Genomic DNA, 20,383 nt, shown 5'->3' with positions numbered 1-20,383 from the left:
TGCACTTTTCAGGTATTACCTTCACAGTCTGCAGTAGCTCATTCATTCGTAACGATTTTTTATTTTCGCGATGCTTGAGCAAGTGCCGCTAAGTCCTTGTTCTGACTAACAAATTTCGTCAAAAAACGGCCTTTCTCCCTTGACCCGTTTGGGGCGTTCCTCTAAAGTGGGAGGCAGTGTGAGAAAGTGTATTTTTGTGTGATTCCTCGGGCATCTTCCGGTAGATTTTTGAGATCAGGCGGGCGGTGCGCGGCACCGCGATGAGGGGAGAGCGAAGTGTTCCAGGGGGCGTCGGCGCTGACGCTCGATGCGAAAGGACGGATGTCGATTCCGTCGCGCTATCGGGAGGCGCTGCAACAACAGGCAGAAGGACGGGTGACGGTGACCAAGCACCCGGACGGCTGCCTGTTGCTGTTTCCGCGCCCCGAGTGGGAAGTGTTCCGCGCGAAAGTCGCTGCCTTGCCCATGGACGCCCACTGGTGGCGCCGCATCTTTCTCGGTAATGCCTCGGATGTCGAACTGGACAGCGCGGGCCGCGTGCTCGTATCGCCTGAATTGCGGCTTGCTGCCGCGCTGGAGAAGGAAGTGATGCTGCTCGGCATGGGCAGTCACTTCGAGTTGTGGGATGCCCAAACTTACGCCGCGAAGGAAGCCGCGGCGATGGCGCAGGGCATGCCAGACGCGCTGAAGAATTTCACCTTCTGACCGCGGTGACTTCAATGGCATCCGCGATGGGAAATGGGTTGCAGCATCGCACGGTGCTGCTGGACGAAGCGGTCGACGCGCTGATCACGCGTACCGACGGCATCTATGTGGACGGCACGTTCGGACGTGGCGGCCACAGCCGGGCGGTGCTCGCAAAGCTCGCTGACAAAGGGCGTCTGATTGCGTTCGACAAAGATCCCCAGGCCATCGCAACGGCCGGCGAGATCGTCGATCCGCGTTTCGAAATCGTGCATGGCAGTTTTGCATCGCTGCGTGACGCTCTGGCGGAACGCGGGGTAGGGCGTGTGTCGGGAGTGCTGCTGGATCTCGGCGTGTCGTCGCCGCAATTCGACGACCCGCAGCGCGGTTTCAGTTTCCGCGCGGAAGGTCCGCTCGACATGCGGATGGACCCGACGCGCGGCGAGTCCGCGGCTGACTGGCTCGCGCGGGCCACTGTGCAGGAGTTGACGGAGGTAATACGAGACTATGGGGAAGAACGGTTTGCTTTTCAGATTGCAAAGGCGCTTGTTGCTCGCCGGGCAGAGTCCGACCGTCTTGGGCCTCTCGTCAGCACGCGCGAGCTTGCCCAAATCGTGGCTAACGTCGTCAAAACCCGTGAGAAGGGCAAGGACCCGGCAACCCGCACCTTTCAGGCTATACGGATTCACGTCAATCAAGAGCTTGCGGAGCTGCAGGTCGTTCTAGAGGCTGCATTGTCGTTGCTGGAGCAAGGGGGGCGGCTCGTGGTCATCAGCTTCCATTCGCTGGAGGACCGGATAGTCAAGCGATTCATGCAGACGCATTCGAGTGCGCCTGCGCTCGACCGCCGACTGCCGCTCCGCGCTGTCGATCTGCCGAGCCCGCCGCTCAAGCTGATGGGCCGTCTGTTCGCGAGCGACGCGGAGGTCGCCGAGAACCCGCGGGCCCGCTCGGCCGTGATGCGCATCGCGGAGCGTGTCACGCCATGAGCCGCCTGAACATCTTTCTACTGATCGTTGTCATGGGATGCGCGCTGTCGGTCGTCAATGCGACGAACCAGCAGCGCCAGTTTTTCATCGCGCTGCAGCGTGCGCAGTCGCAGGAGCGGCAGCTGCAGCAGGATTACGCACAGCTTCAATATCAGCAGAGCGCGTTGTCGAAGACTTCGCGCATCGAACAGATCGCCACCGATTCGCTCAAGATGCAGCCCGTGACGACCGGACGCACGCAATATCTCACGCTCGCGCCGGGCGCCGCCACGGCTGAAGACGCTCCCGTGCAGGCGTCCGCGCCGGGTGCTGGCGCTTCCACGCCGGCGAACGGCCGCGAGGTGTCGCGATGAAAAAGTCGTCGAAGCGCAGCGTGGCGTTCTCGGCCAATCCGATTCTCTCGGTGCGCCTGCCGATGTGGCGCTCGAAGCTCGTCGTCTTCCTGCTCTTCATGGCGTTCGTTGCGCTGGCCGGGCGCGCGTTCTGGATCCAGGGTCCAGGCAACGCCTTTTATCAGAAGCAAGGCGAGAGCCGCTATCAGCGCACCATCGAACTGCCCGCCACGCGCGGCAAGATTCTCGATCGCAACGGCCTCGTGCTTGCAACGAGCCTGCCTGTGCGCGCCATTTGGGCGATTCCCGAATCCGTGCCGGACGACCTGGGCGCCGACAAGCTTGCCGCACTCGGCAAGCTGCTCGGCATGACGCCGACGGAGCTGCGCGCCAAGCTCTCGGAGGACAAGACTTTTGTCTACGTGAAGCGCCAGGTGCCGCTCGACGTCGCGCAGAAGGTGGCCGACCTCGACATCCCCGGTATTTATCAGCGTAACGAGTACAAGCGCTATTACCCGGAAGGCGAAATCACGGCTCACCTGATCGGCTTCACGAACGTGGAGGACGAGGGCCAGGAAGGCGTCGAACTGGGCGACCAGAAAATTCTGGCGGGTACGCCGGGCAGCCGTCGCGTCATCAAAGACCGCATGGGCCATATCGTCGAGGACGTCGACGAACTCGCCGTGCCGCATAACGGTCAGGATGTCGAGCTTTCCATCGACAGCAAGATCCAGTACATCACGTACGCGAACCTGAAAGCCGCCGTGGAGAAATTCCGCGCGAAGGCCGGCGCGGCAATGGTGATCGACGTGCGCACGGGCGAGGTGCTCTCGCTCGTCAATTATCCGACCTATAACCCGAACGACCGCTCGCACCTCACTGGCGAGCAGTTGCGCAACCGCATGCTGACCGACGTCTTCGAGCCCGGTTCCATCATGAAGCCGTTCACGGTGTCGCTTGCGCTCGATCTGCACCGCGTGTCGCCGACTACACTGGTGGATACGGGGCCCGGCCGTTTCGTACTGGACGGCGCCACCATCACGGACGACAGCGCGTTCGGCGTGCTCACCGTAGGCGGCGTGATCCAGAAGTCGAGCAACATCGGCGCGACGAAGATCGCGATGCAGCTGCGGCCCGAAGAGATGTGGAACATGTACACCAGCATCGGTCTCGGTCAGGCGCCGAAGGTCGGCTTTCCCGGCGCGGCGGCGGGCCGTCTGCGTCCGTGGAAGAGCTGGCGCCGCATCGAGCAGGCAACGATGTCGTACGGCTATGGTCTTTCGGCCTCGCTGTTTCAGCTCGCGCGCGCCTACACGGCCATCGCGCATGACGGCCAGATTCTGCCTGTGTCCATTTTCAGGACGCCGGGCGACCAACCGGTCTCCGGCCCGCAGGTGTTCTCGCCCACCACGGCGCGCGAAGTGCGTGCCATGCTGGAAACGGTGACCGCGCCCGGAGGCACGTCGCCGGATGCAGCCGTGCCCGGCTACCGCGTGGGCGGCAAGAGCGGCACGGCGTACAAGCACGGGGCGCACGGCTACGACCACGGAAAGTACCGTGCGTCGTTTGTCGGTATGGCGCCGATGCCGAATCCGCGCATCGTGGTGGCGGTGTCCATCGACGAGCCCACCGCCGGCAGTCACTTCGGCGGACAGGTGTCCGGGCCGGTGTTCTCGGGCATCGTCGGCGATACGCTGCGCTCGCTCAACATTCCGCCGAACATGCCCGTCAAGCAACTCGTGGTCTCCGACGACACCGCGCAGCAAGCGCAGCCCGGTACACCCATGCAGGCGCCCGCACCTGTCGCGACAGCGGCGAAGAAGCTCGCGGGCGGCAAGGAAGCGGGCGGCGCCAAACATCTGAAGGTCGCGGAAAACGCGAAGAACCGTGCGGGGGTGGTCCGATGATCGCGCTGCACAAACGGGCCCGCGCCCAGCATCCCGCACATGCCCGAATCGCGGAGGCGCTTGCATGGCTCGGCGCGCACGTGCAACGCGGCGCCGACCTGCATGCCGACACGCGCGCGCTCAAGCCCGGCGACGTGTTCGTCGCCTACGCCGTGGACGGCGCCGACAATCGCCCGTTCATCGACAACGCCATCGAGCGGGGCGCGTCCGCCGTGCTGTACCAGCCGGAAGGTTTCGGCGATGCCGTCAGCGCCGTTGCCTCGCTCGCGGTGCCTGCACTCGACGCGCTGGCCGGCGACATTGCGAGCGGCTGGTACGGCGACCCGAGCGACGCAATGTTGGTGATCGGCGTGACCGGCACCAACGGCAAAACTTCGTGCAGCCAGTGGGTGGCGAGCGCGCTCACGGCGCTCGGCAAGCCCTGCGCCATTGTCGGCACGCTCGGCAGCGGCATGCCGGGGCAACTCGTCCACACCGGTTTCACGACGCCGGATGCGCCCCAACTCCAGCGCAGCCTTGCACGACTACGCACCGGCGGTGCGCAGGCGGTGGGCATGGAGGTGTCGTCGCACGCGCTTCATCAAGGGCGCGTGAACGGCACGGCGTTCGACATCGCGATCTTCACGAACCTCACGCAAGACCATCTTGACTATCACGGCACGTTCGAAGCCTACGAAGCCGCCAAGGCGAAGCTCTTCGCGTGGCCCGGACTGCACTGCGCAGTGATCAATCGCGACGACGAAGCCGGCCGCCGCTTCATCGCCGCTACGCAAGGCCGCGTGCGCACGATCGCCTACGGCATCGCCGCGGACGGTGAGGCTTCGGGCATGGCTGCGCCGACCGCCGACGCGTTCCTCACCGCGAGCAACGTGCGCGCCACCGCAACCGGCACCGCGTTCCATCTGTCGACGTCCGATTGGGGCGCAGCCGATGTCGAAGTGATGACCCTCGGCGCCTTCAACGTCAGTAATCTGCTCGGCGTGCTGGGCGCGCTGCTCGCGGCCGACGTGCCGTTCGCGGCTGCGCTGGCCGAAATCGCGAAGCTCGAACCGGTGAACGGCCGGATGCAACGCCTTGGCGGCCGTCTGGATCACGACGAGCCGCTCGTCGTGATCGACTACGCGCACACGCCGGACGCACTCGAAAAGACGCTGGAAGCGCTGCGCCCCATGGCTGCCGCGCGGGGCGGCCAGCTCGTCTGCATGTTCGGCTGCGGCGGCGACCGCGACGCGACCAAGCGTCCGCTGATGGGCGGCATTGCGGAACGGCTCGCCGATACCGTCGTCGTCACGAGCGACAACCCGCGCAGCGAAGACCCGGCGAAGATCATCGACCAGATCGTCGCGGGCATGACGAAACCCGATGCAGCGCGCCGCGTCGAAGACCGCGCGAGCGCGATTTTGCAAGCCGTGCGCGGCGCTGCGCGCGAAGACGTGATCGTGCTCGCGGGCAAGGGACACGAAGCCACACAGGAAATCATGGGCAAGAAGCGCGCTTTCTCCGATCAGGATCACGCACGCCTCGCGCTTGCGGCGCGTGCCACGCACGTCCGTGGAGGTGGCGAATGACGATGTTCTCGCTGCGCGAAGCGGCCCAGCTGATTCCCGGCGCCACGGTGCTCGGCGACGACTCGGTAACGTTCGAGCGCGTCTCCACCGACAGCCGCACGGCCGGCCCCGGCGATCTGTTCGTCGCGCTCAAGGGCGACCGCTTCGATGCACACGATTTCCTTCCGGAAGTCGCGGCGCGTCACGTGAGCGCGGCGCTCGTGTCGCGCAGTCCCGGCGACTGGCGTTTGCCGGCACTGCGCGTGGCCGATACGCGTGCAGCGCTCGGCGCCCTCGCGCACGGCTGGCGGAAACGTTTCACGTTGCCGCTCGTCGCTGTGACAGGCAGCAACGGCAAGACCACCGTCAAGGAAATGATCGCGTCCATCTTCGCGGCCGCCGTGGGCGTGGATGCGCGGCTCGCGACGGCGGGCAATCTGAACAACGACATCGGCGTGCCGCTCACACTGCTCCGATTCTCGGACGCTCATCGTCTCGCCGTGGTCGAGCTTGGCATGAACCATCCCGGCGAAACGCAATTGCTCGCGCAGATCGCGGCGCCGACAGTGGCCGTGGTGAACAACGCGCAGCGCGAGCACCAGGAATTCATGGCGACGGTCGAGGCGGTCGCGCTCGAACATGCGAGCGTGATTCACGTGCTCTCGCAAGACGGCATTGCGGTCTTTCCCGCCGACGACGCCTACGCCAGCATCTGGCGCGTCGCTGCAACGGGCAACACCGTGATGGATTTTGCGCTGCATACCGCCGGGCGCCAGACACCTGCCGCCGTGACGGGCACGCTCACCGGCAACCGTCTCGCTATCGACGCGAAGCAAGGTCACGTCGACGTCGCGCTGCAAGTGCTGGGCGCGCACAACGCGCACAACGCGCTCGCGGCGGCGGCGGCGGCGCTGGCCTCGGGCGTGTCGCTGGACGCCGTCCGTCGCGGGCTCGAATCGTTCGTGCCGGTCAAGGGGCGGCTTCAGGTGAAGCGCGCGGCGCTCGGCGATCTGGCCGGCGCCACCGTGATCGACGACACCTACAACGCCAACCCCGATTCCGCTCGCGCCGCTATCGACGTGCTCGCACAGCAGCCGTCGCCGCGCGTGCTCGTGATGGGCGACATGGGCGAAGTGGGCGACAACGGCCCCGCGTTTCACCGCGAGGTGGGCGCCTACGCGAAGGAGCGCGGCATCGACGCGCTCTACGCGCTCGGCGACGCATCGCGCGACATGGTCGCCGCCTACGGCGCCGGCGCAACGCATGCGAGCGACGTCGGCTCGCTCGTGACCGCTCTGCTGCAGGCCGGCTTCGGCCCGGCGGCAACGATTCTCGTGAAAGGCTCGCGTTTCATGCAGATGGAACGCGTGGTGGACGCCCTGACGAGTCCGCTCACCCCTGCGTCGGGCGTTGCGCCCGGCGCTCATTGAAGACTGGAAGGACTCAAAGCATGCTACTGGCGCTGGCGCAATGGCTGCAGAATGACGCAAGCTTCTTGCGCGTGTTCAGTTATCTGACGTTCCGCGCGGTGATGGCGACCATCACCGCGCTGTTGATCGGACTCGTCTGCGGCCCGTGGGTGATCCGCACGCTCACGCAGATGAAGGTCGGCCAGGCGGTGCGCAAGGAAGGTCCGCAGTCGCATCTCGTGAAGTCGGGCACGCCGACCATGGGCGGTGTGCTGATCCTCATCGGCATCGCGGTGTCTACGCTGCTTTGGGGCGATCTCACGAACCGCTTCATCTGGATCGTCATGCTCGTGACGTTCGGCTTCGGCCTGATCGGCTGGGTGGACGACTATCGCAAGGTGGTCTACAAGGACCCGCGCGGTATGTCGTCGCGCGAGAAATATTTCTGGCAGTCGGTGATCGGCATTTTCGCGGCCGTGTATCTGGCGTTCAGCGTGTCGGAGGCGAGCAACGTGCGCGTGTTCGACCTCTTCATGGCGTGGGTGCGCAGCGGTCTTTCGATGGGCCTGCCTGCACGTGCCGATCTGATGCTGCCGTTCCTCAAGTCGATCAGCTATCCGCTTGGCGTGTGGGGCTTCATCGCGCTCACCTACTTCGTGATCGTGGGCGCGAGCAACGCGGTGAATCTCACGGACGGCCTGGATGGTCTCGTCATCATGCCCGTCGTGCTGGTGGGCGCCTCCCTCGGCGTGTTCGCCTACGTGATGGGCAGCTCGGTGTACTCGAAATATCTGCTGTTTCCGCATATTCCGGGCGCGGGCGAACTGCTCATCTTCTGTTCTGCGATGGGCGGTGCGGGGCTCGCGTTCCTCTGGTTCAACACGCACCCGGCGCAGGTCTTCATGGGCGACGTCGGCGCGCTGGCGCTGGGCGGCGCGCTCGGCACCGTCGCCGTGATCGTGCGGCAGGAGATCGTGCTCTTCATCATGGGCGGCATCTTCGTGGCGGAAACGCTTTCGGTGATGCTCCAGGTGACCTGGTTCAAGTACACGAAGCGCCGTTACGGCGAAGGGCGGCGCATCTTCAAGATGGCGCCGCTGCATCACCACTTCGAATTGTCCGGCTGGAAGGAAACGCAGGTCGTGGTGCGTTTCTGGATCATCACGTTGATGCTGTGTCTGTTCGGTCTGTCCACCCTCAAACTGCGGTAAGGGAAAGCAAGCGATGTTCGGCGAGAAGTTTCGGGATCGGCAAAAGCCGATGGTGCTCGTGCTGGGGCTCGGAGAATCCGGCCTCGCGATGGCGCGCTGGTGCGCGCGGCACGGCTGCCGGCTGCGCGTGGCGGACACGCGCGAAGTGCCGCCCAATCTCGCCGCGCTCGAAGCCCACGGTGTGGACGCCGATTTCGTCGGCGGCGCGTTTTCGACGGCGCTGCTCGAAGGCGTGGAACTGGTCGGCATCAGCCCCGGCCTTTCGCCACTCGCGCCGGACCTTGTGCCGCTCATCGCGGCTGCGCGCGAGCGCGACATTCCCGTCTGGGGCGAACTCGAATTCTTCGCGCAGGCGTTGAAGACGCTTGGCGAGAGCGGCTACGCGCCGAAGGTGGTCGCCATTACGGGCACGAACGGCAAGACCACTACGACGAGCCTCACGGGCTTGTTGTGTGAGCGCGCGGGCAAGAAGGTGGCGGTGGCAGGCAACATCAGCCCGGCCGCACTCGACAAGCTGTCGGACGCCATCGATCACACCGCGCTCCCCGACATCTGGGTGCTCGAGCTGTCGAGCTTCCAGCTCGAAACGGCGCACACGTTCGCGCCGGACGCTGCCGCGGTGCTCAACATCACGCAGGATCACCTCGACTGGCACGGCGGCCTCGACGCCTACGCTGCCGCGAAGGGCCGCATCTTCGGTCCGCAGACGGTGCGCGTGCTGAACCGCGACGACGCGCGTGTGATGGCGCTCGCCCCGGCTGCCGATGCCCAGAAGGACAGCGCGCCCGTGATCACCTTCGGGGTCAACGAGCCGCAACGCGACGGCGACTACGGCGTGCTGCGCGAGAACGGCATGCTGTGGCTCGTCGCCGCCGAAGACCGCGACGCGACCGACGAACCCGTGTCGCCGCGACGTCGCAAGCAGGAAGCGGCCGCGCCGGCCAACATCGCGCTGAAGCGTCTGATGCCCGTGGACGCCCTGCGCATCCGCGGCCTGCACAACGCCGCCAACGCGCTTGCCGCGTATGCGCTCGCCCGCGCCATCGGCCTGCCGGGCGCGCCGCTGCTGCACGGCTTGCGCGAGTACCGCGGCGAACCGCATCGCGTGGAACTGATCGCGTCGATCGACGGCATCGACTTCGTGGACGACAGCAAGGGCACGAACGTCGGCGCGACCGTGGCCGCACTCGACGGCCTTGCGCAACGCACGGTGCTGATCGCCGGCGGCGACGGCAAGGGACAGGACTTCGAGCCGCTCGTCGCGCCCGTCACGCGCTGGTGCCGCGCCGTCATGCTGATTGGCCGCGACGCGCCGCAAATCCGCGCGGCGCTTGAGCACACCGGCGTCGCGCTCTCCGATCATCCGACGCTCGAAGCCGCCACGCGTGCCGCCACGGCGCTCGCCGAACCCGGCGACGTGGTGCTGCTCTCGCCCGCCTGCGCGAGCCTCGACATGTTCAAGAACTACGCGCATCGTGCCGCCGTGTTCCGCGGCACGGTCGAAGACATCGCCGCTGAACGGGGGACGACGATATGAGCTGGTCCGAACGCTTCGGTTCGAGGCTCGCCAGGGAACGCGGCAGCGCAGGCGGTAACGCCGTGCCGCGTTCGGGCGGCGTGCGCGGAGGCCTTGCGAGCGCGGTCAACGGCGTACGCGGCGCGCGCTCGCGCATGCTCGACTACGACCATTCGCTCTTGTGGGTCGTGATCGCGCTGCTCGGGCTCGGCGTCGTGATGGTGTATTCGGCATCCATTGCCATGCCCGATTCGCCCAAGTACGCCTCGTATCGCGACTATGCGTTCCTAGTGCGCCAGATCGTCTTCGTCGTGATGGGCGCGGTGGCGGGCATCGTCGCGTTCCGCATTCCGGTTTCCACGTGGGACAAGTACGCGCCGAAGCTCTTTCTGATCGCGTTGCTGAGTCTCGTGATCGTGCTGATTCCGCACGTCGGCAAGGGCGTGAACGGTGCGCGGCGCTGGATTCCGCTCGGTGTGACGAACATGCAGCCGTCGGAAATCATGAAGCTCGCCGTGACCATCTACGCGGCCAACTACACGGTGCGCAAGCAGGAATACATGCACAGCTTCGCGAAGGGCTTCCTGCCGATGGCGTTTGCCGTGGGCGTGGTGGGCGCGCTGCTGCTGCTCGAACCGGACATGGGCGCGTTCATGGTGATCGCGGCCATCGCCATGGGCGTGCTGTTTCTTGGCGGCGTGAACGGCAAGCTGTTCGGCGGGCTCGTGGCCACCGCGGTGGGCACGTTCACGCTGCTCGTGTGGGCGTCGCCATGGCGGCGCGAGCGGATCTTCGCGTACCTCGATCCGTGGGACGACCGTTACGCGCAGGGCAAGGCCTATCAGCTCACGCATTCGCTGATCGCATTCGGGCGCGGCGAGTGGTTCGGCGTGGGGCTCGGCGGCAGCGTCGAAAAGCTCAACTATCTGCCCGAGGCGCATACCGACTTCATCCTCGCCGTGATTGGCGAGGAGCTTGGCTTCGTCGGCGTGATGATCGTGATTCTGCTGTTCTACTGGATCGTGCGTCGTTCGTTCGAGATCGGCCGTCAGGCGCTCGCGCTCGACCGCACGTTCGCCGGTCTGATGGCGAAGGGCGTCGGCATCTGGTTCGGTGCGCAGACGTTCATCAACATGGGCGTGAACCTCGGGCTGCTGCCCACGAAGGGCCTCACGCTGCCGCTCGTCAGCTACGGCGGCTCCGGCATTCTGCTCAACTGCATCGCGGTGGCCGTGCTGCTGCGCGTGGACTACGAAAACCGGGTACTGATGCGCGGAGGCAAGGTATGACCGCTCCGCGCACGCTCATGGTGATGGCCGGCGGCACCGGGGGACACGTGTTTCCCGGGCTCGCCGTCGCGCATCGCATGCAGGCGTGGGGCTGGCGCGTGGTGTGGCTCGGCAACCCTGGAGGCATGGAGGCATCGCTCGTACCGAAGCACGGTATTCCGATGGAGTACGTGCGCTTCGGCGGCCTGCGCGGCAAAGGGCTCAAGACGAAGCTGATGCTGCCCGTGAACCTGCTGCGCGCCTGCATGCAAAGCCTCACGGTGCTGCGTCGCGTGAAGCCGGACGTCGTGCTCGGCATGGGCGGCTACATCACGTTCCCGGCTGGCGTCATGACGGCGCTGTCGGGGAGGCCGCTCGTGTTGCACGAACAGAACTCGATTGCAGGGCTCGCGAACAAGGTGCTCGCGAAACTTGCGAGGCGTGTGCTCGTAGCCTTTCCGAATGCATTGCCGCACGCCGAATGGACCGGCAATCCGATTCGCGAAGAGCTTGCGCGTCTGCCCGAGCCCGGCGCGCGCTATGCGGCTCGCAGCGGTCCGCTGCGGCTGCTCGTGGTGGGCGGCAGCCTCGGCGCCGCGGCGCTCAACGAAGTTGTGCCGCGCGCGCTGGCGCTGCTGGCGGCCGGCGAGCGTCCGCAGGTCGTTCACCAGGCGGGCGCGAAGCACATCGAGGCGTTGCGCGCGAATTACGCCGCGGCGGGCCTTGTACCGACAGCGTCGACAGATTCTTCGGCCGATTCTTTGTCCGATGGCGGCGTGCAACTCGTGCCGTTCATCGACGACATGGCGAACGCCTACGCGAACGCCGATCTCGTGGTCTGCCGCTCGGGCGCCATGACGGTCGCTGAGATTGCGGCGGCCGGCGTCGCGGCCCTGTTCGTGCCGTTCCCGTTCGCCGTGGACGATCACCAGACCACCAACGCAGCGTTCCTCGCCGATCAAGGCGCGGCGCTCGTCGTGCAACAACGCGACCTGTCGGCGGAAAAGCTCGCCGACTGGTTGCGCAGCCAGACCCGCGAGAGTCTCGCGCAGATGGCGGAGCGTTCGCGCTCGCTCGCGAAACCAGATGCCACCGATCAGGTCGCACGCATCTGCGCGACCGTGGCGGGCGCGAGCCCAGAAGGAAAGCAATGAAACACATCGTCAAACACATTCATTTCGTCGGCATCGGCGGCGCGGGGATGAGCGGCATCGCGGAAGTGCTCGTCAACCTCGGCTACCAGGTGAGCGGCTCGGACCTCGCCCGCAACGCGGTGACGGACCGGCTCGCCGCACTCGGCGCACGCATCGCGATTGGCCACGACGCAGAGAACATCGAAGGCGCGAACGCCGTGGTGGTGTCGAGCGCCGTGCGCAACGACAACCCCGAGGTGCTCGCCGCGCGTCACCGCCACATTCCCATCGTGCCGCGCGCCGTGATGCTCGCGGAGCTGATGCGGTTGAAGCAGGGCATCGCGATTGCCGGCACGCACGGCAAGACCACGACCACCTCACTCGTGGCGAGCGTGCTTGCAGCGGGCGGACTCGATCCCACGTTCGTGATCGGCGGCCGGCTGATCAGCGCCGGTGCGAACGCGCGGCTCGGCACGGGCGACTTCATCGTTGCGGAAGCGGACGAATCGGACGCGTCGTTCCTGAACCTCTTTCCGGTGATCGAGGTCATCACGAACATCGACGCCGACCACATGGACACCTACGGCCACGACTTCGCGCGGCTCAAGCAGGCGTTCATCGAGTTCACGCACCGGCTGCCGTTCTACGGCATCGCGGTGCTGTGCGTGGACGACCCGAACGTGAAAGAGATCTTGCCGTTCGTCTCGAAGCCGATCATTCGCTATGGTTTCTCGGCGGACGCGCAGGTGCGCGCGGTGAACGTCGTCGCGCACGAAGGGCGCATGCATTTCACTGCGATGCGCGAAGACGCGGCGCCGCTCGACATCGTGCTGAACCTGCCCGGCACGCACAACGTGCAGAACGCGCTCGCGGCCATCGCGATTGCGACTGAACTCGAAGTCGCGGATGCCGATATCCAGCGTGCGCTCGCCGAGTTCAACGGCGTCGGGCGGCGCTTCCAGCGCTACGGCGAAGTGCCGGTGGCCGCGGGCGGCACGTACACGCTGATCGACGACTACGGCCATCACCCGGTGGAGATGGCCGCGACCATCGCGGCCGCGCGCGGCGCGTTTCCCGAGCGGCGTCTTGTGCTCGCGTTCCAGCCGCACCGCTTCACGCGCACGCGCGACTGCTTCGAAGATTTCGTCAGGGTGCTGTCCACTGTCGACGCACTGGTGATCACCGATGTTTACGCAGCCGGCGAGGCGCCCATCGTGGCTGCCGACGGCCGCGCGCTCGCGCGTGCCATCCGCGTGGCGGGCAAGGTGGAGCCGGTGTTCGTGGAGACGGTCGACGAAGTGCCGGAGGCACTCGCGGCGCTGGTGCGCGACGGCGACGTAGTGATCACGATGGGCGCGGGCTCGATTGGCGGCGTGCCGGGGCGGCTTGCCCAGTCAACGGAAGGTGTGAAATGACGAGCAGTATCGATCCGAAACAGTTCGGCAAGGTGGCAGTGCTGCTTGGCGGCGTGTCCGCCGAGCGCGAGGTGTCGCTCAATTCGGGCCGCCTCGTGCTGGAAGGCTTGCGTGCCGCGGGCATCGACGCGCATCCGTTCGATCCGTCCGAGCGGCCGCTTTCGGCACTGAAGGACGAAGGCTTCGTGCGCGCCTTTAACGCGCTGCATGGCGGCTACGGCGAAAACGGCCAGATCCAGGGCGCGCTCGACTTCTACGGCATCCGCTACACGGGTAGCGGCGTGCTGGGTTCGGCGCTCGGTCTCGACAAGTTCCGTGCGAAGCTCGTGTGGCAGCAGCTCGGCATTCCCACGCCGCCTTTTGAAGCCGTGATGCGCGGCGACGACTACGCCGCGCGCGCCGCGACCATCGTCGCGAAGCTCGGTCTGCCGCTCTTCGTGAAGCCGGCGAGCGAGGGTTCGAGCGTCGCCGTGATCAAGGTGAAGACGGCCGACGCGCTGCCGGCCGCCATCGCCGAAGCCGCGAAGCACGACAAGATCGTGCTGGTGGAGAAGAGCATCGAGGGCGGCGGCGAGTACACCGCCTGCATCGCGGGCGATCTGGATCTGCCGGTCATTCATATCGTGCCGGCGGGCGAGTTTTACGACTACGACGCGAAGTACATCCTCGACACGACGCAGTATCTGATTCCGTGCGGGCTCGCGCCCGAACTGGAATCGCGCCTGAAGGTGCTCGCGCGCCGTGCATTCGATGTGCTGGGCTGCACCGACTGGGGCCGCGCCGATTTCATGATGGACGGCGCGGGCAATCCGTACTTTCTCGAAGTGAACACGGCGCCGGGCATGACCGATCACTCGCTGCCGCCGAAGGCGGCGCGCGCGGTGGGTATCAGCTATCAGGAACTCGTGGTGAAGGTGCTCTCGCTCACGCTGTGAGCCGCGAGCGCAGGCACAACAGACATTTGACGCAGACAAAGCAACATCGCACATGTGGAACAACGTTCGCCAGCTCAACCTCGCCACCAGCGCGCTGCACGTGCTGTTCGTGGTGGCGCTCGTCCTGGCGGGAGGGCTGTGGCTGGTCCAGCGCCCGAGCTTCACGTTGCGCGAAATCCGTATCGACGGCGACACCGAGCACATCAACGCGCCCACGGTGCGGGCGAGTGTGGTCGGCAAGCTGAAAGGCAACTTCTTCACCGTGGATCTGGACGCGGCGCGCCAGGCGTTCGAGCAGATGCCGTGGGTGCGTCACGCGAGCGTGCGGCGCGTCTGGCCGAATGCGCTGGCTGTCACGCTGGAGGCGTACAAACCGCTGGGAACGTGGGGCAGCGATCAGCTCGTGAGTGTGGACGGCGAACTCTTCACCGCGAACCAGGGCGAGCTGGATCAGGACCTGCCGTCCTTCGACGGACCGGACGGCACCGCGCAGGAAGTCGTGGCGCGCTATCACGATTTCCAGAAGTGGTTTGCGCCCATCGGCGCGACGCCGGAAGACGTGACGCTCTCGCCGCGCTACGCGTGGACGGTGAAGCTGTCGAACGGCATGCAGGTGGAACTGGGCCGCGAGCGCAACAGCGACACGCTCGCAGATCGCACGCGGCGCCTCACGGCCGCATGGCAGGCGGTGACGCAACGCTGGGGGAAGGATATCGAGTATGCGGACTTGCGCTATCCGAACGGTTTCGCGATTCGTGCAGCGGGCATGCGTTTCATCAGCGAACCCGTCAAGGGCAAGAAGTAACAGGACATCACACGCAACGAGCACGCTATGAGTAAAGACTACAAGGATCTGCTGGTCGCCCTCGACATCGGGACGTCGAAGGTGGTGGCCGTCGTTGCCGAGCTGAAGGGCGAAGGCCACTACGAGGTGATCGGCCTTGGGCAGAGCGAATCGAAAGGGCTCAAAAAGGGCGTCGTGGTGAACATCGAGGCCACTGTGCAGTCTATTCAGCGAGCGCTCGAGGAAGCGGAGCTGATGGCCGACTGCAAGATCACGAACGTCTTCACCGGCATTGCGGGCAGCCACATCCGCAGCTTCAACTCGAGCGGCATGGTGGCGATCAAGGAGAAGGAGGTCACGCAGGCCGACGTGGCGCGCGTGATCGAAACCGCGAAGGCGATCAACATTCCGACCGACCAGCAGGTGCTGCACATCCTCACGCAGGAATTCATCATCGACGGTCAGGAGGACGTGCGCGAGCCGATCGGCATGAGCGGCATTCGCCTCGAGGTGAAGGTGCACATCGTGACGGGCGCGGTGAGCGCGGCGCAGAACATCGTGAAGTGCGTGCGCCGCTGCGGGCTCGAAGTGAACGACCTGATCCTGCAGCCGCTCGCGTCGTCGCTCGCGGTGCTGACGGAAGACGAGAAGGAACTGGGCGTGGTGCTCGTGGATGTGGGCGGCGGCACGACCGACATCGCGATCTTCAGCGAAGGCGCGATTCGTCACACCGCGGTGATTCCGATTGCGGGCGACCAGGTGACGAGCGACATCGCCATGGCATTGAGAACGCCCACGCCCGACGCCGAGGACATCAAGGTGAGCTACGGGATCGCGAAGCAGGCGCTGGCCGATCCCGACGAAATGATCGAAGTGCCTGGGTTGGGCGAGCGCGGTCCGCGCACGCTGTCGCGCCAGGCGCTGGCGGCCGTGATCGAGCCGCGCGTAGAAGAACTCTTTTCGCTCGTGCAGCAGGTGGTGCGTGAATCCGGCTACGAAGAACTGCTGAGCTCGGGCGTCGTGCTGACGGGCGGCGCCGCCATGATGCCGGGCATGGTCGAGCTGGGCGAGGACATATTCCTCAAGCCCGTGCGCATCGGCGTGCCGGAGTACGCGGGCGGTCTGGCGGACGTGGTGCGCAATCCGCGCTACTCGACGGCGATGGGCCTGCTCGTGGAAGGGCGCGCGCAACGTATGCGCGGGCGCAAGGTGGCGGTGCAGTCGGGCTCGATGAGCCAGGTGTTCACGCGCATGAAGGATTGGTTCCTCGGCAACTTCTGAAGCGAAGGGGCGAGGCAAAGGTTTCAGAAATACGCGCTGGTGCCGGCGGCCGGCGCGCGACAGGAGGTTGCCCGATCTCCTGCCGGATAACGGCCGAGTGGCAGCATTTTTTTCTTGACGGAGGCAACATGGAATTCCAGATGCTGGAAACGGAAACCAACGGCACCATCATCAAGGTGGTGGGTGTTGGTGGCGCTGGCGGCAACGCCGTGCAGCACATGATTAACCGCGGCGTGCAAGGCGTCGACTTCATCGTGATGAACACGGACGCCCAGGCGCTGTCGCGCTCGCGTGCGCCGTCCGTGATCCAGCTTGGCATGACCGGTCTCGGCGCCGGTGCGAAGCCGGAGATGGGCCGCGCGGCAGCCGAAGAAGCACGCGAGCGGATTGCCGACGCGCTGCGCGGCGCACACATGGTGTTCATCACGGCCGGCATGGGCGGTGGCACCGGCACGGGCGCGGCACCCGTGGTCGCACAGATCGCGAAAGAGATGGGCATTCTGACCGTGGGCGTGGTGAGCAAGCCGTTCGAATTCGAAGGCGGCAAGCGCATGCGTGTGGCAGAAGCAGGTTCGCAGCAACTGGAGGATCACGTCGACTCGCTGATCGTCGTCCTGAACGACAAGCTGTTCGAGGTGATGGGCGATGACGCCGAGATGGACAAGTGCTTCCAGTGCGCGGACGACGTTCTGAACAACGCGGTGGCCGGCATTGCCGAAATCATCAATGTCGATGGTCTCGTGAACGTCGACTTCGAAGACGTGAAGACGGTGATGGGCGAGCAGGGCAAGGCGATGATGGGCACGGCCACGGTGGCCGGCGTCGATCGCGCGCGCCTTGCGGCCGAGCAGGCCGTGGCGAGCCCGCTGCTGGAAGGCGTGGATCTGTCGGGCGCGCGCGGCGTGCTGGTCAACATCACGTCGAGCCGTTCGCTGCGTCTGTCCGAAACGCGCGAAGTGATGAACACCATCAAGAGCTACGCGGCGGACGACGCCACGGTGATCTTCGGTGCTGTCTACGACGACGCAATGGGCGACGCGCTGCGCGTCACGGTGGTGGCCACGGGCCTTGGCCGCGCAAGCAAGAAGCAGCAATCCGCACCGATGACGCTGCTGCGCACCGGCACGGACAACCAGCCGGTCGCCGCCGTGCAGCACTCGTACGCTCCGCAGCAAGGCAACATGGCGGACTACGGCGCGCTCGACACGCCGGCGGTCTGGCGCACGTCGCGCGACACCGCGGCTTCGCACGTGCAGGCGCTGCAGGAGAAGGGCGTCGATACGTACGACATCCCGGCGTTCCTGCGCAAGCAGGCGGACTGACACGCCCGCGAGCACGTTCAGCCGCGGCGCGGTAGTATCGCGCCGTGATTGCTGACGGCACGCCGGCGTGGCGGTAAACCGCCACACGAAGGCCGCGTTCCGCCTGGACGCGCGGTGCGTTGCCGTCTCCTGCGCTTTTGCGAGGGACGAGGGCAGGCGCGACTGCGTGAATCGGTGACGATCAGGCGATCGCGCGACATTCGTGAGGCAAAGCGCCGTGCCGCCGAAAGCGTGTTATGAGCGTGACGGAATGCAGCGCATCGATGTGAAGGACGAGCGATGATCAAGGTGGGTGAAAGGCTGCCCGATGCGACGCTCTTCGAGTTTGTCGAAGATGCGCGCGAGGGCTGCACGATCGGGCCGAACAGCTTCGACGTGCGGGAAGCAACGCGTGCGAAGCGCGTGGTGATCTTCGGATTGCCAGGCGCGTTCACGCCGACCTGCTCGGCGAAGCACGTGCCGGGTTACGTGGAGAAGGTCGACGCGCTGCGCGCGGCCGGTATCGAGGAAATCTGGTGCGTGTCGGTCAACGATGCGTTCGTGATGGGCGCGTGGGGACGCGATCAGCACACCGCGGGCAAGGTGCGCATGATCGCGGACGGCAGCGCCGTTTTCACCCGAGCGCTCGGTCTGGATCAGGATTTGTCGGCACAGGGCATGGGAATCCGTTCCCAGCGCTATGCGATGGTGGTCGACGACGGCGTGGTCAAGACGCTCAACGTCGAAGCACCCGGCAAGTTCGAAGTCAGCGACGCCGCGAGCATTCTCGCCACGTTGAGCTAGCCGCAGCCGCGTCCGGCAAAGGCGCGTGGTGGTGGCCGTTGTGCGCCGCCAACGCTTGTGCCGCGTGGATGTGACGGGCTGTAACGCGGGCCGATGGCCGGAAACGCCTCCGTTTCGGTCGTCGGCCCGTCACGCTTTGTCGAGCGTAATAGCGGGAAACAGATTGTCACGGCGTGTGAAACGACGGGTCAGACGGTTTGGAGTATAATCGCCGCTATGAATTAAAATCCGCGATTGGGATTTTCAATCGAAAATAAGATCACTATGTTGAAGCAGCGCACCATCAAATCGATCGTCAAGACCGTCGGCATCGGCCTGCACTCGGGCCGCAAGGTCGACCTGACGCTCCGTCCCGCGGCGCCGGACACGGGCATTGTCTTTTCGCGCGTGGATCTGCCCACGCCGGTGGACATTCCCGCTTCCGCCATGGCGATCGGCGACACCCGTCTGGCTTCGGTTCTGCAAAAGGATGGCGCGCGCGTCTCCACGGTGGAGCATTTGATGTCGGCGTGTGCGGGCCTTGGCATCGACAACCTCTACGTCGACGTCACGGCTGAAGAAATCCCGATCATGGACGGTAGCGCGGCGTCGTTCGTGTTCCTGATCCAGTCGGCGGGCATCGAGGAACAGCCTGCGCTGAAGAAATTCATCAAGGTCAAGAAGCCGGTTGAAATTCGCGACGGCGACAAGTTCGCGCGGCTCGATCCGTATTTCGGCTTTAAGCTCAAGTTCACCATCGACTTTCGCCATCCGGCCGTCGACAAGACCGGCCAGGCGCTCGAAGTCGATTTCGCCACCACCTCGTATGTCCGCGAAATCGCGCGTGCCCGCACGTTCGGTTTTGCTCACGAAGTGGAAATGATGCGCGAACTGGGCCTCGCGCGCGGCGGCAGCATGGACAACGCCATCGTGCTCGACGAGTACCGCATTCTGAACAATGACGGGCTGCGTTACGACGACGAGTTCGTCAAACACAAGATGCTCGATGCGATCGGCGACCTGTATGTGGTCGGTCATCCGCTGCTCGCTTCGTACACGGCCTACAAGTCGGGGCACGGTCTCAACAACGCGCTGCTGCGCGAGTTGCTGGCTCACGAAGACGCCTACGAAATCGTCACGTTCGAAGACACGCAGAAGGCGCCGCGCGGTTTCGGCTACGACGTCCAGACGGCGTTCGCCTGACGCGTCTTCCTGACACCCGCAGCTTCCTTTCGCCCGTTCCCGGGCAAGTCTTTTCCCTACTTCTTCAAATGCCGCGCGGCCATTCTGGCCAGCGCGGTCTGCAATGGCGACGGACTCAGCGCCTGACTCAGTTCCTGCAGCGCCGCGGCGCCGGCAGGCGTCATGCGCGCCTCTTTGACGGGTGGCGGCGCCTTCATGGCCTGGGGCCGCACGCGGATGCGCAGCGACTCCACTGCCCATCCCCGCTGCTGAAGGTCGGTCAGGAGCCGGGGCTCCAGGTGCCGCAGCCGTGCCGCCAGTGCGTTGTGCGCGGCGAACAGGACCAGTACGCCGTCCTTGATGAAACCGGGTTCGACGCTCGCCGCAAGATACTCCGGCAATAGCCGGGACAGATCCCGCTCCATGGCCGCGATCTGCTCCACGCCTGCGCGCAGCGGCGCGAACGCGTCCGTGCGGCTCAATACTTCAGCCACGGGCTGCGGCAGGCGCGGGCCGGAGGGCCTTGAAAACGGCGAAAAGCGGCTCATGTCCTTCTCTGGGGGCGGCGTATAAGGCAGACCAACGCGGGCACCGGAACGTTCCGGCGTGCGTCAGGCGGTGTACTTTCGGATGCCTGGATTGTAGCGTGCCATCGGCCTTGCAGGCGTTGTCCGACAAGCCTTTGCGGCGACCTGCACGAGCAGAA

General features: G+C 65.5%; 18 protein-coding genes. 17 read left to right on the top strand and 1 reads right to left on the bottom strand.

Annotated elements, in window-relative coordinates:
* The first annotated feature begins 276 nt into the window (after positions 1-276).
* The 17 genes from mraZ (at position 277) to lpxC (ending at position 19,698) form a co-directional block, all read left to right on the top strand.
* Positions 277-705: a division/cell wall cluster transcriptional repressor MraZ gene (gene mraZ / locus U0042_RS16990; RefSeq protein ID WP_017777133.1), complete on the top strand. Its 429-nt coding sequence runs from the start codon at positions 277-279 to the stop codon at positions 703-705.
* Positions 706-731: 26 nt separating this feature from the next.
* On the top strand, positions 732-1,673 hold the full coding sequence (gene rsmH / locus U0042_RS16985; RefSeq protein ID WP_114813111.1) for a 16S rRNA (cytosine(1402)-N(4))-methyltransferase RsmH: 942 nt from the start codon (positions 732-734) through the stop codon (positions 1,671-1,673).
* Positions 1,670-2,026 carry a cell division protein FtsL gene (ftsL, locus tag U0042_RS16980; protein ID WP_114813113.1) on the top strand — a complete coding sequence of 119 codons (357 nt, stop codon included), beginning with the start codon at positions 1,670-1,672 and terminating at the stop codon, positions 2,024-2,026. The genes rsmH and ftsL overlap by 4 nt, the downstream gene beginning before the upstream one ends.
* Entirely contained in the window at positions 2,023-3,912 is a 1,890-nt protein-coding gene (locus U0042_RS16975; protein ID WP_114813115.1) for a peptidoglycan D,D-transpeptidase FtsI family protein, read from the top strand. Before ftsL ends, U0042_RS16975 begins: the two co-directional genes overlap by 4 nt.
* A complete protein-coding gene (locus U0042_RS16970) occupies positions 3,909-5,480 on the top strand; it encodes a UDP-N-acetylmuramoyl-L-alanyl-D-glutamate--2,6-diaminopimelate ligase (RefSeq protein ID WP_114813117.1) in 1,572 nt (523 codons plus the stop codon). Before U0042_RS16975 ends, U0042_RS16970 begins: the two co-directional genes overlap by 4 nt.
* Entirely contained in the window at positions 5,477-6,889 is a 1,413-nt protein-coding gene (locus tag U0042_RS16965; protein WP_114813119.1) for a UDP-N-acetylmuramoyl-tripeptide--D-alanyl-D-alanine ligase, read from the top strand. Before U0042_RS16970 ends, U0042_RS16965 begins: the two co-directional genes overlap by 4 nt.
* A gap of 20 nt (positions 6,890-6,909) precedes the next feature.
* The gene (gene mraY, locus U0042_RS16960) at positions 6,910-8,079 is read left to right on the top strand and encodes a phospho-N-acetylmuramoyl-pentapeptide-transferase (RefSeq protein ID WP_114813121.1); all 1,170 of its coding nucleotides are present in this window, start codon (positions 6,910-6,912) and stop codon (positions 8,077-8,079) included.
* 13 nt (positions 8,080-8,092) lie between these two features.
* Positions 8,093-9,616, top strand: a complete 1,524-nt coding sequence (gene murD, locus U0042_RS16955) for a UDP-N-acetylmuramoyl-L-alanine--D-glutamate ligase (protein WP_114813123.1) — start codon at positions 8,093-8,095, stop codon at positions 9,614-9,616.
* Positions 9,613-10,884, top strand: a complete 1,272-nt coding sequence (gene ftsW / locus U0042_RS16950) for a putative lipid II flippase FtsW (RefSeq protein WP_114813125.1) — start codon at positions 9,613-9,615, stop codon at positions 10,882-10,884. The genes murD and ftsW overlap by 4 nt, the downstream gene beginning before the upstream one ends.
* Entirely contained in the window at positions 10,881-12,017 is a 1,137-nt protein-coding gene (gene murG / locus U0042_RS16945) for an undecaprenyldiphospho-muramoylpentapeptide beta-N-acetylglucosaminyltransferase (RefSeq protein ID WP_114813127.1), read from the top strand. Before ftsW ends, murG begins: the two co-directional genes overlap by 4 nt.
* Positions 12,014-13,411: a UDP-N-acetylmuramate--L-alanine ligase gene (gene murC / locus U0042_RS16940; RefSeq protein WP_114813129.1), complete on the top strand. Its 1,398-nt coding sequence runs from the start codon at positions 12,014-12,016 to the stop codon at positions 13,409-13,411. The genes murG and murC overlap by 4 nt, the downstream gene beginning before the upstream one ends.
* Positions 13,408-14,346: a D-alanine--D-alanine ligase gene (locus U0042_RS16935; RefSeq protein ID WP_114813132.1), complete on the top strand. Its 939-nt coding sequence runs from the start codon at positions 13,408-13,410 to the stop codon at positions 14,344-14,346. The genes murC and U0042_RS16935 overlap by 4 nt, the downstream gene beginning before the upstream one ends.
* Positions 14,347-14,398: 52 nt before the next feature.
* Entirely contained in the window at positions 14,399-15,151 is a 753-nt protein-coding gene (locus U0042_RS16930; RefSeq protein ID WP_114813133.1) for a cell division protein FtsQ/DivIB, read from the top strand.
* Positions 15,152-15,178: 27 nt separating this feature from the next.
* On the top strand, positions 15,179-16,411 hold the full coding sequence (gene ftsA / locus U0042_RS16925) for a cell division protein FtsA (RefSeq protein ID WP_017777120.1): 1,233 nt from the start codon (positions 15,179-15,181) through the stop codon (positions 16,409-16,411).
* Positions 16,412-16,539: 128 nt separating this feature from the next.
* Complete coding sequence (ftsZ, locus tag U0042_RS16920; protein ID WP_017777119.1) at positions 16,540-17,733, top strand: cell division protein FtsZ; 1,194 nt, start codon at positions 16,540-16,542, stop codon at positions 17,731-17,733.
* Positions 17,734-18,012: 279 nt separating this feature from the next.
* Entirely contained in the window at positions 18,013-18,516 is a 504-nt protein-coding gene (locus tag U0042_RS16915) for a peroxiredoxin (protein WP_114813135.1), read from the top strand.
* Between the two features lie 264 nt (positions 18,517-18,780).
* Entirely contained in the window at positions 18,781-19,698 is a 918-nt protein-coding gene (lpxC, locus tag U0042_RS16910) for a UDP-3-O-acyl-N-acetylglucosamine deacetylase (protein WP_114813137.1), read from the top strand.
* Positions 19,699-19,754: 56 nt separating this feature from the next.
* Here lpxC and U0042_RS16905 read toward each other — a convergent pair whose 3' ends face one another.
* Positions 19,755-20,225 (bottom strand): DciA family protein, encoded by a 471-nt coding sequence (locus U0042_RS16905; RefSeq protein WP_114813139.1) that lies wholly within the window; start codon positions 20,223-20,225, stop codon positions 19,755-19,757.
* Between the last annotated feature and the right edge of the window lie 158 nt (positions 20,226-20,383).

The sequence above is a fragment of the Paraburkholderia kururiensis genome, assembly GCF_034424375.1.
Classification (GTDB): Bacteria; Pseudomonadota; Gammaproteobacteria; order Burkholderiales; family Burkholderiaceae; genus Paraburkholderia; species Paraburkholderia kururiensis_A.
This window is presented reverse-complemented; position numbering and strand designations above follow the sequence as displayed.

Bases quoted from the DNA above. Each gene is read 5' to 3' on its own strand.
- lpxC (WP_114813137.1), top strand. From the start codon at position 18,781: ATGTTGAAGCAGCGCACCATCAAATCGATCGTCAAGACCGTCGGCATC.
- mraY (WP_114813121.1), top strand. From the start codon at position 6,910: ATGCTACTGGCGCTGGCGCAATGGCTGCAGAATGACGCAAGCTTCTTG.
- ftsZ (WP_017777119.1), top strand. From the start codon at position 16,540: ATGGAATTCCAGATGCTGGAAACGGAAACCAACGGCACCATCATCAAG.
- rsmH (WP_114813111.1), top strand. From the start codon at position 732: ATGGGAAATGGGTTGCAGCATCGCACGGTGCTGCTGGACGAAGCGGTC.
- murG (WP_114813127.1), top strand. From the start codon at position 10,881: ATGACCGCTCCGCGCACGCTCATGGTGATGGCCGGCGGCACCGGGGGA.
- murC (WP_114813129.1), top strand. From the start codon at position 12,014: ATGAAACACATCGTCAAACACATTCATTTCGTCGGCATCGGCGGCGCG.
- U0042_RS16930 (WP_114813133.1), top strand. From the start codon at position 14,399: ATGTGGAACAACGTTCGCCAGCTCAACCTCGCCACCAGCGCGCTGCAC.
- murD (WP_114813123.1), top strand. From the start codon at position 8,093: ATGTTCGGCGAGAAGTTTCGGGATCGGCAAAAGCCGATGGTGCTCGTG.
- U0042_RS16965 (WP_114813119.1), top strand. From the start codon at position 5,477: ATGACGATGTTCTCGCTGCGCGAAGCGGCCCAGCTGATTCCCGGCGCC.
- ftsL (WP_114813113.1), top strand. From the start codon at position 1,670: ATGAGCCGCCTGAACATCTTTCTACTGATCGTTGTCATGGGATGCGCG.
- ftsW (WP_114813125.1), top strand. From the start codon at position 9,613: ATGAGCTGGTCCGAACGCTTCGGTTCGAGGCTCGCCAGGGAACGCGGC.
- U0042_RS16935 (WP_114813132.1), top strand. From the start codon at position 13,408: ATGACGAGCAGTATCGATCCGAAACAGTTCGGCAAGGTGGCAGTGCTG.
- U0042_RS16905 (WP_114813139.1), bottom strand. From the start codon at position 20,225: ATGAGCCGCTTTTCGCCGTTTTCAAGGCCCTCCGGCCCGCGCCTGCCG.
- U0042_RS16915 (WP_114813135.1), top strand. From the start codon at position 18,013: ATGATCAAGGTGGGTGAAAGGCTGCCCGATGCGACGCTCTTCGAGTTT.
- ftsA (WP_017777120.1), top strand. From the start codon at position 15,179: ATGAGTAAAGACTACAAGGATCTGCTGGTCGCCCTCGACATCGGGACG.
- U0042_RS16970 (WP_114813117.1), top strand. From the start codon at position 3,909: ATGATCGCGCTGCACAAACGGGCCCGCGCCCAGCATCCCGCACATGCC.
- U0042_RS16975 (WP_114813115.1), top strand. From the start codon at position 2,023: ATGAAAAAGTCGTCGAAGCGCAGCGTGGCGTTCTCGGCCAATCCGATT.